Source organism: Psychroserpens damuponensis (assembly GCF_000826655.1).
GTDB classification, from domain to species: Bacteria; Bacteroidota; Bacteroidia; order Flavobacteriales; family Flavobacteriaceae; genus Psychroserpens; species Psychroserpens damuponensis.
Map to the genome: position 1 here is coordinate 187955 of NZ_JXJO01000004.1, position 14180 is coordinate 202134.

The 14180-nt window shown below is 31.5% G+C and carries 14 protein-coding genes; 7 read left to right on the plus strand and 7 right to left on the minus strand.

Going from position 1 to position 14180, the window contains the following annotated elements:
• Position 1: 1 nt before the first annotated feature.
• A complete protein-coding gene (locus tag TD29_RS03210; protein WP_052466959.1) occupies positions 2 to 478 on the plus strand; it encodes a DapH/DapD/GlmU-related protein in 477 nt (158 codons plus the stop codon).
• On the opposite strand, the gene TD29_RS03215 is transcribed toward TD29_RS03210, so the two are convergent.
• The 5 genes from TD29_RS03215 to TD29_RS03235 are packed head-to-tail and all read right to left on the minus strand — an operon-like array spanning position 475 to position 6130.
• Positions 475 to 1233, minus strand: a complete 759-nt coding sequence (locus TD29_RS03215) for an acyltransferase (RefSeq protein ID WP_052466960.1) — start codon at positions 1231 to 1233, stop codon at positions 475 to 477. The genes TD29_RS03210 and TD29_RS03215 overlap by 4 nt on opposite strands.
• A complete protein-coding gene (locus TD29_RS03220) occupies positions 1226 to 2713 on the minus strand; it encodes an oligosaccharide flippase family protein (RefSeq protein ID WP_040278855.1) in 1488 nt (495 codons plus the stop codon). Before TD29_RS03220 ends, TD29_RS03215 begins: the two co-directional genes overlap by 8 nt.
• 16 nt (positions 2714 to 2729) lie before the next feature.
• On the minus strand, positions 2730 to 4037 hold the full coding sequence (locus TD29_RS03225; RefSeq protein ID WP_040278856.1) for an O-antigen translocase: 1308 nt from the start codon (positions 4035 to 4037) through the stop codon (positions 2730 to 2732).
• Entirely contained in the window at positions 4038 to 5141 is a 1104-nt protein-coding gene (locus TD29_RS03230; protein ID WP_040278858.1) for a DegT/DnrJ/EryC1/StrS family aminotransferase, read from the minus strand. It abuts the gene before it with no gap.
• Entirely contained in the window at positions 5138 to 6130 is a 993-nt protein-coding gene (locus tag TD29_RS03235; RefSeq protein ID WP_040278859.1) for a hypothetical protein, read from the minus strand. The genes TD29_RS03230 and TD29_RS03235 overlap by 4 nt, the downstream gene beginning before the upstream one ends.
• Before the next feature lie 94 nt (positions 6131 to 6224).
• Here TD29_RS03235 and TD29_RS03240 point away from each other — a divergent pair, with 94 nt between their 5' ends.
• Together TD29_RS03240 and TD29_RS03245 are read left to right on the plus strand one after the other, a co-directional pair.
• Complete coding sequence (locus TD29_RS03240) at positions 6225 to 7532, plus strand: glycosyltransferase family protein (protein WP_040278860.1); 1308 nt, start codon at positions 6225 to 6227, stop codon at positions 7530 to 7532.
• Complete coding sequence (locus TD29_RS03245; protein WP_040278861.1) at positions 7516 to 8667, plus strand: glycosyltransferase family 2 protein; 1152 nt, start codon at positions 7516 to 7518, stop codon at positions 8665 to 8667. Before TD29_RS03240 ends, TD29_RS03245 begins: the two co-directional genes overlap by 17 nt.
• 28 nt (positions 8668 to 8695) lie before the next feature.
• Here TD29_RS03245 and TD29_RS03250 read toward each other — a convergent pair whose 3' ends face one another.
• Together TD29_RS03250 and typA are read right to left on the minus strand one after the other, a co-directional pair.
• Entirely contained in the window at positions 8696 to 9250 is a 555-nt protein-coding gene (locus TD29_RS03250) for a class I SAM-dependent methyltransferase (RefSeq protein WP_040278863.1), read from the minus strand.
• Between the two features lie 129 nt (positions 9251 to 9379).
• Positions 9380 to 11179: a translational GTPase TypA gene (typA, locus tag TD29_RS03255; protein WP_040278864.1), complete on the minus strand. Its 1800-nt coding sequence runs from the start codon at positions 11177 to 11179 to the stop codon at positions 9380 to 9382.
• 325 nt (positions 11180 to 11504) lie between these two features.
• Here typA and TD29_RS03260 point away from each other — a divergent pair, with 325 nt between their 5' ends.
• The 4 genes from TD29_RS03260 to TD29_RS03275 are packed head-to-tail and all read left to right on the plus strand — an operon-like array spanning position 11505 to position 14136.
• Positions 11505 to 11864: a hypothetical protein gene (locus tag TD29_RS03260; protein WP_040278865.1), complete on the plus strand. Its 360-nt coding sequence runs from the start codon at positions 11505 to 11507 to the stop codon at positions 11862 to 11864.
• Positions 11865 to 11913: 49 nt separating this feature from the next.
• On the plus strand, positions 11914 to 12732 hold the full coding sequence (gene kdsA / locus TD29_RS03265; protein ID WP_040278866.1) for a 3-deoxy-8-phosphooctulonate synthase: 819 nt from the start codon (positions 11914 to 11916) through the stop codon (positions 12730 to 12732).
• 57 nt (positions 12733 to 12789) lie between these two features.
• On the plus strand, positions 12790 to 13659 hold the full coding sequence (locus tag TD29_RS03270) for a hypothetical protein (protein WP_040278868.1): 870 nt from the start codon (positions 12790 to 12792) through the stop codon (positions 13657 to 13659).
• Between the two features lie 3 nt (positions 13660 to 13662).
• On the plus strand, positions 13663 to 14136 hold the full coding sequence (locus TD29_RS03275) for a GNAT family N-acetyltransferase (RefSeq protein ID WP_052466961.1): 474 nt from the start codon (positions 13663 to 13665) through the stop codon (positions 14134 to 14136).
• Positions 14137 to 14180: the final 44 nt, after the last annotated feature.

Below are 14180 nucleotides of genomic sequence, written 5' to 3' on the forward strand. Positions count from 1 at the left end.
TATGATTTCAGATAAAGCAACTATTGGAAAAAATGTACAAATAGGCTCCTATTGTGTTATTGAAGATGATGTTGTAATTGGAGACAATACAGTGATTAAAAACTTTGTAGAATTGAGAAAAGGCACTATTATTGGAGAGAATTGCCTGATTGACTCAAGAGTTAGTTCATCTGGCGATTGTATTATTGGAAACCATGTTATAATACGATACGATAGTATTTTGGCTAGAGGATTAAAAATTGGAGATAATAGTTATGTATGTCCGAGAGTAATGACAAACAACCTAAATACTAATAAAGAACAAATTGGTGGAGCACATATTGGTAAAAATGTGTTTATAGGCACAAATTGTGTTATACATCATGGTATTTCTATTGGAGATAATTGTATTTTAGGTGCATTATCTTATATCAATAAAAACATAGAAAGTGGAGAAGTTTGGTATGGTAATCCTGCAAAATTTCAAAGAAAAGTCTAAAGTTTTACACGCTTGTAACGTAAAAGATCTTCTTTTTCAGATTCCCAATCTCTAACAAAGTCTCTTTTTATAAGTTTAGCAGGTAAACCTCCAATTAATATTTTAGAACCTAATTTAGTATAATCTTTATTACATAAACTATTGGATGCAATCACACAATTATCTGGTGTTTTAGTATTAGACATTATAGACACGCGGTTAGAAACCGCATTATAATCTCCTAATTCTATTGGTGCAGATATTGGATGCCTTTCTCCTGTTTTACTGTTAATCATTGTATGTGAATTTGTGTCAATGACTTGTGATTCGTACCCGATTCCTGTCCAATTTCCAATGATAATTCGGTTTGTGCACAACAACTTAACATCAGAACCAAGACATCCCATAAAACCAAACTCACAATAGGCCTCTTTCTTTACATATAAAAAAACATCTTTTCCAAAATGGGCATGTCCTTTAAAAACTAAAGTACCATCAAGAAATAGCTCTCCAATTCCTTTCGAAACAGACATTTGCTCAAATTTTTGACCAAAACCAATCATAGCTCGTTTTATTGGTGCTTTAATTTCAACAGTACCTCTCAAACTTGAGAATTTCACTTTTCCGTAGAAATAAAAAGGTAATATTTTAGCCTGTTTAAAAGGGAGCATTTTAAAATTAAAATACAGGGTTTTATACCAATTCACTTTAAAAAAAAATTTTATTCTTTTCTTAATTCCTAAATGACTTGACGTGTTTTTTTTATGATTACTCATTATCTTTTTTAAAAATACGATTTATCAATAATTTAAAATCTACTCTTTTATCCAATTGACGATATGAATATATAAATGTAATAATCATCAATATAGAACAAATTACATATTTATAAATATAATGATCAATATAAGTCGCCAGAAAAGTAGCTATAGACAAACCAAATAGCATAAGAAAAATAGTTACTAAATCTTTATCCAAACTTAATTTATAGTGCTTAGTTGTTATGATTTTAATTCCGAAGAAATGAATTATATAATATATTAAGAAACTAATACCTAAACCCTCTAAACCATAAAAATGATAACCTAGAATATTAAAAGCGAGCATTAAAGTGCTAAAAAAAACACCTGTTTTTATAAACAATTTAGAATCGCCTTTTGCCAAGATCACATAACCCATAGAAAATGATAATGTCTTAAACAAAACACCTAAAATTGCCCATGAGACAAACGTTGTAATTATTAAAAATGCTGGAGTATATAACACCCTAACTAGTAATGGTAAAAAAGACAAAAAGCCAACAACCATAGGACCAATAATTAATATCCCAACAATAGATTGATTGGTTACTATTGTATTGACCTCTTCCAAATTATCAATAACACCCGAAAGTTTAGGAAAATAATCTGTTCGCATGGCATTAAAAACCATCCCAACATAAGAGTTGATAATCATAAAACCTGCAACAAAATAACCCACTTCATCAACACCTCCTGCATGGCTTAAATATAATTGAAAAATGTAAGCAGCAACTAATGTGATAGAACCTCTTAAACTCAACATGAGTCCTAGTTTAAGCATGCCTTTTGCTTTATTATATGCTTCGCTATTAGACAACTTAGGTGTATTAAACTTTACTTGTTTTGAATATAACCAACTTACAACCATTGCAACAAAAGAAGACACTATTATAACTGGGACAATAGCATCTAATCTAAAAAAATAATATAAAGGCAAACTTATAAGGAGTCCAAAAAGATTTCCTAATAGATTAGCTTTTGCTAATAATTTAAGTTTTCTAAATCCTTGAAGAATTGCTAATTGCCCTTCAGAAAGCTGATTAAAAAGTAACGATATAGAAATCCAAACAAAGGCTAAAGTGTACTCATAACCATCAAAAGCGAGATAGCTTAATAGTGGTGAAAGTATTAGAGTTATAATAACGCCAAATAAACCAGTAAACCATACAACGCGCTTAATTGTTGCCAAAATCACATTGGTTTCTTGTGCATCACCTCTACTTTCGGTTTGCGCAATTTCTCTTACAGCTGTAGTGCTTAATCCTAGTTTAGTAAACTCACCAACTACTTTTAAAGTAGACATTAAAAGTCCCAAAATCCCCATACCAGTTGGACCAATCCAAATGGCAATAACTTTTGATCTAATGACCGAAATTATAATATTAAAAACCTGCACTGCTCCAAATAAAGAAGTGGATTTAAAGATACTTGTATAATCGTTATTTTGTTTTGACATTAAACGAGATATCTTGTTATGACTCTTGAGACGCATCTGGGATGATCCCAAATAGCGATGTACCAAAAATAAGTAACACAATGCCATAATGCATAACATAACTTAAAAAATGTCCCATCACTGCACCTTCAACACCAAACTCATCAATTAGATAGATGCTAGAAAAATAAAGCATGACAACTAAAAAGACTTCTATGATAATAAAATGAGTAAACATTTTTTTAGCTAAAAATTGGTAGGAAATAACCAATGTTAACACCTTTACAAAATCACCTAAAAGCTGCCACAAAAATAAGTTTTCAACGGGTTTAAATGCTTCGGAAAAGATAAGTGGCACCACAAAAGACTTTAAAAAATAAAGCGCAATTAAACCTATACCAAAAATGGGCATTACAGATTTATAAAAGCTAAAAATCTCTTTTTTAAATTCGGTTTTACTATGAACCTTACTAAACTTTGGTACAATATACAAAGTGATTATTGACGTAATAAACATTAAGTAATAACTAGAAATTCTATTCATGGCTTCCCAATAACCAGCTTCTTGAATTCCAATTTCAGAAATAATATAATTACGAATACATATAGAAACCATAGGTAAAGCAATCGCAGTTACTAATGCCATTACTGCATAAGGTCCAAATGATTTTAAAATATCAAAACTTATATGATCTGTCTTGATAAGATGAATTAAATTTCTTCTATTTACAATACCAACCAAAGTGATTAAAAATATTAACGAAGGCGCTACAACTGCAGCAATTAAAGCACCATCAATATGATTATTATAGATTAAAAGTAAGGTTACTAACAACCCTAAAATTTGACCAATTATATTAACAATGAGCAACATTCTATAGTTAGAAAAACCATTCATTATTGAAAAACTCATCATATTTAACGCATAAAATGGCAAGGCAAAAGCCAAAATTTTAATGACATAAGCAAAATCATAAAAAGACGTAAATAAAAAATCATTTATGGATTGCGCATTATAATAACAAAAAAAGGAGGCCAATATCGTAGAAAAGAAACACAGATAATAGGCTGTAGATAAGGTTTTACTTAAATTAACGCTATCGTCTCTAAATTTAGCAATCGTCTTTACAACACCATTATAAAACCCAAGAATTGATATGGATTGAATAGCACTTAAAAAATTTCTAATATTACCAATGAGTGCCATGCCTTCAACACCAATAAAAATTGCAATCGCCTTAGAGGTTAAAATACCTGCAATTATTTTAGTAATTATAGTTGCTGAATTAAGGTGTGCAACTTTATATAATACATTAGAATTAATGTACTTAATTAAGTTTTTCAATTAATAATCGTTTAGGGCATTGATAATTGTTTTAATCTCGACACTTGTTAATATTGGGCTTAATGGTATACTCACTACAGTGTCATGAATTTCTTCTGTAATAGGCAAATATAAGTTTTTATAAGCTAATAGTGCTTTTTGATGATGAGGCGCAATAGGATAATGAATGAGATACCCAATGCCGTTTTGTTCTAAATAGTTTGTAAAATGAGATCTATCTTCTACTCTAATCACAAATACATGAAAAACATGATTTTTAGTACCATCATAAAATGGCAGCTTTATTTTTGGGTTATCTATCTCATTTAGATACTGCATAGCAATCTCACGACGCCTTTCGTTATCTTGATCTAAATCTTTAAGTTTTACATTTAAAAATGTGGCTTGCAGCTCATCTAACCTACTGTTAACGCCAATTTTTTCATTGACATATTTTTTAGAACTTCCATAATTATGCAATAATTTTATACAAGCTGCTAATTCATCATCATTTGTGGTTACTGCTCCTGCATCACCTAAAGTGCCTAGATTTTTTGTTGGATAAAAACTAAATCCGGCTGCATGTGAAAGGTTTCCTGCTTTTTTTTCTTCGGAAATAGATACAGCTCCATGAGCTTGAGCTGCATCTTCAATGACTAAAAGATTATGGTCACTCGCTATCTTATTAATTTCAAGCATAGGAGCTAATTGTCCATATAAATGAACGACTAATATGGCTTTAACAGACGGTTTTATGTGCTTTTCAATTTCCGAAGGTGAGATATTAAAAGTCTCATGATCTGGCTCAATAAAAACGGGTTTAAGTCCAGAATTAAGAATGGACAACATCGTAGCAATGTAAGTATTTGCTGGTACCATGACTTCATCTCCTAGATTTAATTTACCTAGTTCTATGTAGCCTTTAAAAATTAAAGTTAACGCATCTAAACCATTGGCAACACCAATACAATGTTTTACACCACAGTAGTTTGCAAAATCATGTTCAAATTGTTTTACCTCAGTGCCTTTTATATAATATCCCGATTTTAAAAACGCATTAAACCGTAATGAAAATGCGGCTTCGTATTTTGAATTGATTGTATTTAAGTCTAAAAATTTTATCATATCATGACGTCTTTTAATAAACTATAATTTTTAGTATTAATTGTAAAAAAATCATGAGTTATTGGCTTTGCACCAAAACTCTCTTTCCAATTTAACAATCCTTTATTTATATGTTGCCCTTGATTTTCATTAGAAATACCAAAACTAAAATAGCGTTTAACACTAAAGGTCTCGTTAATTAAAACGTCAAAAATAGCGTCAAGTCCGCCAAGTTCATTTTTAGAGCTCACAGTAGAAATATATTGAGCATGCGCTACTTGAGGCGATTCAAAAATGGTAACTCCTGCAATAATATCATTATTATGATAGGCGTTAAATTGTCTTATATTCTTCGGAAATTTTAATTTCAACGCTTTTATTTCTTCTAAAGTATGTGTTGGTAACGTTTGGTACTTTTGCTTTAGGTTTGGAATAAGAATCTGATTAAAAAACGCCTCAAAACCGTCTAATTCGCAAACGCTTACTTTATTGGTTTTGCTTCGTTTTAAATTCCGTTTTCGGTTAGATGATGCTTCTAATTTATTAGTATAATCAATTACCATTGACACATCTCTTCTGTGCAATTGCGCTTGTGTTTTAAAAAGTAAATAATCTATTTCATCACTTGGCAGTTGATGATATATTTTAGGCAATAATTTAATTTTACATGTGTGAATATCAAGATGATCTAAATACTTTAAAACCGAATAAAACACCTTAATAACTGTTTCAAACTTCACTTTTTTAGATAACACCAAACCACCATAACTCAAACCTTGATGAGAATTAAGTATATTCTCGTGTATGCTAGCAGGTAAAACAGCTTGTAAATGATCGCCTTTATAGATCATTAATGAGAAATCTTCAAAACGATTTTGATGATATTCCATAAAATCGCGATGAAATAAAAACGTCGCATTTTTAGAATTTGAAACAAAGGTATTCCAAACTAAGCGTTGACTTTGATTGTATTTTATAACTTTAAATTCATCCAATTTTGATCGTGTCATTTAAACTTTGAAAAGGACAAAATACAATATTTTTAAATCTTAGAATCTGTTTTGATTCAATTCTTTTATATTTGAAAAACAATATAACTAGCTCTTGAAATTAAAAACCTTTTTTAATGAAAATACCGTTTTAAGGGTTGTATATCTATTGGTATTCCTATTTGTTATTTTTAATGATGCCATTTATTCTCCAGACACCAGAAGTTATATACATGCATTACCTTATCGTCATCCAGGATATGTGCTCTTTTTAAAAACATTTAAAGTCCTATTTTCTAGCGTTTTTGACCTCAGTGTTCTTGTATTTCAAGCTGGTTTTGGGTTACTTGCCGTTCACTTCTTTTTTAAAACAACAGCTAAGATTTTTAATTTAAATACCCTAAGCAAAGTCATTGTTGTGGCTTTGTTGTTATTTCCTTTTTTTAATCCGCTCTTTGTAGCAAACAATATTTGCCCTGAAGGTTTTAGCTATCCTTTATATCTCTTTTTTATTGGTAGTAGCTTACGTTTTATACAACATGACAATTATAAAATACTTTGGGCAGCTCTTGTTTTATATGTGCTTTTATCACTCACAAGAGGTCAATTTATTATTACGCCTTTAATATTTGGTGTTGCATATATTTTAAAAAACAAGAAGCATTTTTTTAAAAAACCTATCCTCATAAAATCTCTGTTACTAATTTTTATTCCAGCAGTTGTGGTTGTAGCAGATTCTAGCTATCATAAATTAAAAGATGGCATATTTGGTTCAACGCCATTTGGTTTTGTAGCAGCTTCTGGCTCAGCATTTTTTGTTTCAGAACAAACTGATAGCCACTTAATAAGCAATAAAGATGACAAGGCTATTTTTAACCTATGCTATAACAAACTCTCAAACGAGAATTTATTGCTTTCATCTCAAAGTAATCTAGAATCATATTCGGCATATTATGATTTTTTTCATAATCATGTGCCTCCAATTTGTAATAGAACGGTTCATAATTTAGGGAAAGCCTATTATTATGATAAATTAATTAAAACTAATACGATTGAATCTGCAGATGCTCAAGCATTCTATAATATTGAAAAAACGTGTAAAAACATCACATTAATCCTTATTGAAAATAATTTTAGCAAATGGATTAAACTCTATTTTGCAAACATCTCTCATGGATTCTTTTCTCCTATCCTTCTTATTTTAGTCATAATTAGTTTGCTTTTTAGCAGCATTAAACTACTCTATAATCACAAAAATTATTTGCTTTTATTTATCTGTTCGGCATTAACGTTATCTAATGCTGCGCTCATCGCTTTTGCAAGTCATTCAATAATGAGATATCTTTTTTATAATTATGTACTTATATTTTTAATCTTTGTCATCATTATTTCTAAACTAATCAAAAATGGAATCAAACATTGAGCTTTCTGTTGTCATGCCTTGCTTAAACGAAGAGGAAACTCTAGCGATTTGCATTACTAAAGCTCAAGGTTTCTTGAGTTCAAATAACATTTCCGGAGAAATTATTATAGCAGATAATGGCAGTACCGACAGCTCAATTGCTATTGCAAACTCACTTAATGCCACTGTTATACATGTTAAAGAGAAAGGCTACGGAAATGCGCTCAAAGGTGGTATTACGGCTGCTCAAGGAAAATACATCATCATGGCAGATGCAGATGACAGCTACGATTTTGAACAATTAATGCCTTTTTTAGAAAAACTTAGAGAAGGGTTTGACCTCGTGATGGGCAACCGTTTTAAAGGTGGCATTAAAAAAGGTGCTATGCCTTTTTTACATAGATATTTAGGAAATCCTGTATTATCATTTATTGGACGATTATTTTTTAAAATTAAAATTGGAGATTTTCATTGCGGACTCAGAGGATTCTCAAAAGAAGCCTTTAAAACCATGAAATTAAAAACGACAGGAATGGAGTTTGCTTCTGAAATGATCGTTAAATCAAAACTTAATAATCTATCCATTACCGAAGTTCCTACCGTTTTACATAAAGACGGACGAACTCGACCTCCACATTTAAATACCTGGCCAGACGGTTGGAGACATCTCAGATTTTTAACGCTCTATAGTCCAAAATGGTTGTTTCTTTATCCTAGTTTACTACTTATGATTCTTGGTGTTATAACTTCAATAGCTTTGATTATCAAACCCCTTTCATTTGGCAATATTACGTTAGATGTGCATACCTTATTGTACACAGCGAGTATGATTTTAATAGGTTTTCAGTTTTTTGTGTTCTACGCATTAACCAAAGTATTTGCTGTAGAGAACGAATTATTACCCAAGAGTAATCGCTATCAAAATTTATTTAAATATATATCGTTAGAAAAAGGATTAGTGTTTGGCTTTCTCTTTGTTTTGATCGGTATTATTTTAAGCGTTAAAGGCGTCTCAGATTGGAATATGGCTAACTTCGGAAAGTTGAACCCTTCACATACATTGCGTATTATTATACCTGCAATCTTCACTATGCTTTTAGGAATTCAAGTGATTTTGTTTAGTCTCTTTTTTAGTATTTTAGGGTTGAAAAAGTAGTACCCTTTAACATTTCAGAAATTAAGAGCTACGAACGCTTTTCAAAAACAAATAGGTTGTTAAGTCCTAGTTGAAACTTTTTGTGCTTGATTAAGGTAAATTCCTGTTCGGCAAACAATGTAAATACCTCCTTAACTTTAAAGCCGTAATGCTCATCAACAGACATGCCATCAACAAGCCTTAGTTTAGTTAGCACAACAAGAATGTGATCTACAAGAGATGAAGGAACTGTAATAATGATACGACCTGACGGATTTAATACTTTCAAAAAATTATTATTTAATTGTCTTTGCTGTGCTCTTGGTATGTGCTCTAAAACGGCTAACATTACAATACTATCAAATGTCTCATTAGTTGGTACAGCATCTGGAAACATACCAGGTAATAATTGGTGTGCACCATTTTTTTGAGATTCCTGCAATAAAGGATCTATACCAATACTTGGTTGGATAGGTTTATGGGCTAATGCTTTAAATAAGTAACCGTCAAAACAACCTACATCTAGGACCTTATCATTTGGTCTCACATATTTTGTGGCAACACTTGTTCGCCATTGTCTTAAAACCTTATCTAGAAATTTCACGTCGTTACGTTTTCAACATTAAATAATGTGACAATTTATACATATTAATCTAAAGTAGCAGCACATTTTATCAAACAAAAAAAGGAACCCAAAAATGGATTCCTTTAATTTATATATTTTAAAATATGCTTACATATTTTTATTACGCTTACGATCTACTTCTTTCAAGTAAATTTTACGTAATCTTAGGTGGTTTGGAGTAACTTCTACATATTCATCTTTTTGAATATATTCTAAAGCCTCTTCTAATGAAAACTTAATTGCAGGTACAATTTTAGCTTTATCATCTGCACCAGAACTACGAACATTACTTAACTTTTTAGTTTTTGTAACGTTAACAGCCATATCATCTCCACGAGAGTTCTCTCCAATAACTTGACCTTCATAAATATCTTCACCTGGATCAACAAAAAACTTACCTCTATCTTGTAGTTTATCAATTGAGTAAGGAATTGCTTGACCTTTCTCCATAGATACTAAAGATCCATTTTGACGTTCTGGAATACCACCTTTTAACGGTTGGTACTCTTTAAAACGGTGTGCCATAATTGCTTCACCAGCAGTTGCTGTTAACAATTGGTTACGTAAACCAATAATACCTCTAGAAGGCACAATAAATTCACAAACCATACGATCACCTTTAGCAACCATACTTAGCATTTCACCTTTACGCATTGTAACCATTTCAATGGCTTTACCAGAAACAGTTTCAGGTAAATCGATTGTCATTTCTTCAACTGGCTCACATTTAACACCATCAATTTCTTTAATGATTACTTGAGGTTGTCCAATTTGTAATTCATAACCTTCACGACGCATGGTTTCAATTAAAACAGATAAGTGTAATACACCACGTCCAAAAACCATAAACTTATCTGCACTATCCGTTTCTTCAACTCTAAGTGCTAAGTTTTTTTCTAGTTCTTTAGTTAAACGATCTTTAATATGACGAGACGTTACAAACTTACCATCTTGCCCAAAGAAAGGCGAATCGTTAATGGTAAATAACATACTCATTGTAGGCTCATCAATTGCAATTGTTTTTAAACCTTCAGGGTTTTCCCAATCGGCAACTGTATCACCAATTTCAAATCCTTCTAATCCAACAATAGCACAAATATCTCCAGTTTGAACACTATCAACTTTTATACGACCAAGACCTTCAAATACATGAAGTTCTTTAATTTTTGATTTTACAATACTTTTATCTCGCTTTACTAAAGAAATATTTTGTCCTGTTTTTAACTCTCCACGAGTTAAACGTCCAATTGCAATACGTCCTGTAAATGAAGAGAAATCTAATGATGTAATCAACATTTGGGTATTTCCTTCAGGGATTTTTGGTGCAGGAATATGCTCGATAACCATATCTAAAAGTGGCTCGATATTTTCAGTTTCCTTTTGCCAATCTTCACTCATCCAGTTGTTCTTTGCAGAACCATAAACTGTAGGGAAATCTAATTGCCACTCCTCTGCTCCAAGCTCGAACATTAAGTCAAACACTTTTTCGTGAACTTCATCAGGTGTACAGTTTTCTTTATCAACTTTATTGACAACTACACAAGGTTTCAATCCTAAATCAATAGCTTTTTGTAATACAAAACGTGTTTGAGGCATAGGACCTTCAAACGCATCAACTAATAATAAAACACCATCTGCCATATTTAATACACGCTCTACTTCACCTCCAAAATCGGCGTGACCAGGTGTATCAATGATATTAATTTTTGTGTCTTTATAAATTACAGATACATTTTTTGATGTAATTGTAATTCCTCTTTCACGTTCAAGATCATTATTATCGAGAATTAAATCACCAGTATTTTGGTTCTCTCTAAAAAGTTGACAGTGATACATGATTTTATCAACCAAGGTTGTTTTACCGTGATCAACGTGTGCAATAATTGCAATGTTTTTAATATTAGCCATAATAGATGCCTTGTTTTAAGCGTGCAAAGGTACGTTAATTTCCGTATAATATCTTATACTTATATAATTATTAAAATTGTGATTTTTAGAAGTTCTTGAGAAATCCCTCAAACGCACCATTATTAGGCTAATTAATTGAAAACTAATTGTTTTAAAGACGAATTTTGAAATGTTAAAATTTCCGAAGCATTAGTTAATAAAATGTTATACTACACAATTAATGTAATTTGTGGCACTATCTTTCGTTCTAATAATTGATTAATAGTAAATAGCCTCCTAAAAACCAATCCATTTTTAGGCGATTTACATCTGAAACCCACAACAGATGGAAACAATAAATAAATACTCAAAATTCATACCTTACCTCTACTTTTTAGCGGTAATTGCTTATTGGTTTACAGACGTTAACCAAAGTAATGGTATCACAGCTTACCCTATTCTTTTATTTGGAATTCCTTTTATTTGGCAAATTATAAAGCCCAACAAAAGACTCAACTTTACATTAGGGATAACCTTTGTATGCCTTTCATCTTATATGATTGTTGCTTACCTATCTGATATTTTTAATATCGTAAATGTATCAAACTCTGCTAAACAGTTTATGGTATATGGTGGCATTTTTGTAATTGCCAATTTTGTAATGGCATTATGGATGATTAGAAATAGTCTTAAGAGCAGCTTTTAATGCATGATGATTTGTATCTTTGCTGCTGAAATTTGAAAACTCGTAGCTCATGCAATTATCATATGTACCTAAACTAAAGCATACCAATTCTAACAACTTCTTCTTACTTTGTGGACCTTGTGCCATTGAAAGTGAAGATATGGCTTTGCGTATTGCAGAGAAAGTAGTTACGATTACTAATAAGCTAGACATCCCTTATATATTTAAAGGTAGTTTTAAAAAAGCGAACCGAAGTAGAATTGATAGTTTTACTGGTATTGGCGATGAAAAAGCGCTTAAAATTTTACAAAAAGTTTCGCAAACATTTGATGTACCAACGGTTACTGATATACATGAAGTTTCTGATGCTGAAAAAGCTGCCGAATATGTTGATGTACTTCAAATTCCTGCATTTTTAGTGCGTCAAACTGACCTTGTGGTTGCAGCTGCAAAAACAGGAAAAGTGGTCAATCTCAAAAAAGGACAGTTTATGAGTCCGGAGGCCATGAAACATGCAGTTCAAAAAGTAAAAGATTCTGGTAGTGAAAAAGCTTGGATTACAGATCGTGGCACCATGTTTGGCTACCAAGATATGATTGTAGATTTTAGAGGTATTCCTACAATGAGAGCTTATGCACCTACGGTTTTAGATGTTACCCATTCTTTACAACAGCCTAACCAGAGTGTTGGTGTTACAGGTGGACGACCAGATATGATTGAAACCATTGCGAGAGCAGGAATTGTAAATAATGTTGATGGTCTATTTATTGAAACTCATTTTGATCCTGCTAACGCAAAAAGTGATGGTGCCAATATGCTGCATCTGGATAACCTAGAGCCATTATTAACGAATTTGGTGGCTATAAGAAAAACTGTAAATGCGCTTTAAATATTAAACAGGCCTCTTCTTGAGACTCCATTAAATTGTCATAACCTAAATTACGTAATGAAAATTATATCCGCTAAGCTAGTTTTTCTACTTATAACGTGTTTATCAATAACTACAATATACGCTCAAGATGCGCAACATATAGATGTAACAAGATACACAGCTTCTAACAAAGGAAAGTTTACCGTAAGTTGGGGAGGAAACAGAGAGTCTTTTTCTAAATCTGATATTAGATTTCAAGGTGATAATTATGATTTTACAATCAAGGATGCTTCTGCAGTAGATAAACCTAAAGGCTGGCATCTAGATTATGTTAATCCAACTAGAATGACAATTCCTCAAACTAACTTTAAACTTGGTTACTATATATCAGATCATTATGTGGTGTCTTTAAATGTAGACCATATGAAATATGTGATGGTAAGAAATCAAAATAAAGTGGTTGATGGTTATATAAATTTACCAGACACTGAAGCAGGCAGTGAGTATAATGGTAATTATGACAATGAAACGACATTTGTATCTGAAGATTTTCTAAAATTTGAACATACCAACGGATTAAACTATGTGTATATAGAGTTTTCTAGGGTTGATGACATATCTAAACTTTTTGGAGTAAACAATACAGATATTTTTCAATTAAACGTCACCGAAGGTATTGGTGGTGGTATTTTATACCCAAAATCAAATACGACACTTTTAAAAAAGGACAAGTATGACGAATTTCATCTTTCGGGTTTTGGAACCTCATTAAATGTTGGACTTAACTTTACATTTTTTAAACACTTCTATATCCAAACAGATTTGAGAGGTGGCTTCATTAACATGAGTGATATTAGAACAACTAGTAACACCAACGAAAAAGCATCACAACACTTTTTCTTTTTACAACGTGTGATTTCATTTGGAGGAATTTTTAGACTATAAATTATGATAAAAGATATAAATATTAGAGAAGCAACTTTAGATGATATTCCTGAAATCACTTCCATTTTTAGAGATACGGTAAGAAGTGTTAACAAAGCAGATTACTCCGAAAAGCAAATAGAAATTTGGTCCTCTGGTGCAGATGATATTGACGTTTGGGAAGACCGTATCAACAACCTCTACTTTATCGTTGCTGAAATTGGAAACCATATTGTAGGTTTTGCTTACATCGTCAAAGGCTGTAACCTAGAAGGCTTATATGTTCATAGAGATTATCAAAGACGAACCATTGGCTCTAAATTACTGCGTATTGCAGAATCTCATATCATGGCAGATGGTTATGAAATTATAAATGCAGACTCTAGTATAACATCGGTTGATTTTTTTGATTCTCATTACTTTGAACAAATTAAAAAGCAAAAAAAATCATATAAAGGCAAAGGTTTTGCGTATTCTATTTTCTCTAAAGAATTGTAGTATAGTGTTTCTTTCTTCGGAAATATGACAACTACACTTTAGTT

What these genes read in the sequence shown, in the direction of transcription:
- TD29_RS03220 (WP_040278855.1), bottom strand. Translation starts at nt 2,713, where the DNA reads ATGTCAAAACAAAATAACGATTATACAAGTATCTTTAAATCCACTTCT.
- TD29_RS03275 (WP_052466961.1), top strand. Translation starts at nt 13,663, where the DNA reads ATGATAAAAGATATAAATATTAGAGAAGCAACTTTAGATGATATTCCT.
- TD29_RS03210 (WP_052466959.1), top strand. Translation starts at nt 2, where the DNA reads ATGATTTCAGATAAAGCAACTATTGGAAAAAATGTACAAATAGGCTCC.
- TD29_RS03260 (WP_040278865.1), top strand. Translation starts at nt 11,505, where the DNA reads ATGGAAACAATAAATAAATACTCAAAATTCATACCTTACCTCTACTTT.
- kdsA (WP_040278866.1), top strand. Translation starts at nt 11,914, where the DNA reads ATGCAATTATCATATGTACCTAAACTAAAGCATACCAATTCTAACAAC.
- typA (WP_040278864.1), bottom strand. Translation starts at nt 11,179, where the DNA reads ATGGCTAATATTAAAAACATTGCAATTATTGCACACGTTGATCACGGT.
- TD29_RS03230 (WP_040278858.1), bottom strand. Translation starts at nt 5,141, where the DNA reads ATGATAAAATTTTTAGACTTAAATACAATCAATTCAAAATACGAAGCC.
- TD29_RS03215 (WP_052466960.1), bottom strand. Translation starts at nt 1,233, where the DNA reads ATGAGTAATCATAAAAAAAACACGTCAAGTCATTTAGGAATTAAGAAA.
- TD29_RS03270 (WP_040278868.1), top strand. Translation starts at nt 12,790, where the DNA reads ATGAAAATTATATCCGCTAAGCTAGTTTTTCTACTTATAACGTGTTTA.
- TD29_RS03245 (WP_040278861.1), top strand. Translation starts at nt 7,516, where the DNA reads ATGGAATCAAACATTGAGCTTTCTGTTGTCATGCCTTGCTTAAACGAA.
- TD29_RS03235 (WP_040278859.1), bottom strand. Translation starts at nt 6,130, where the DNA reads ATGACACGATCAAAATTGGATGAATTTAAAGTTATAAAATACAATCAA.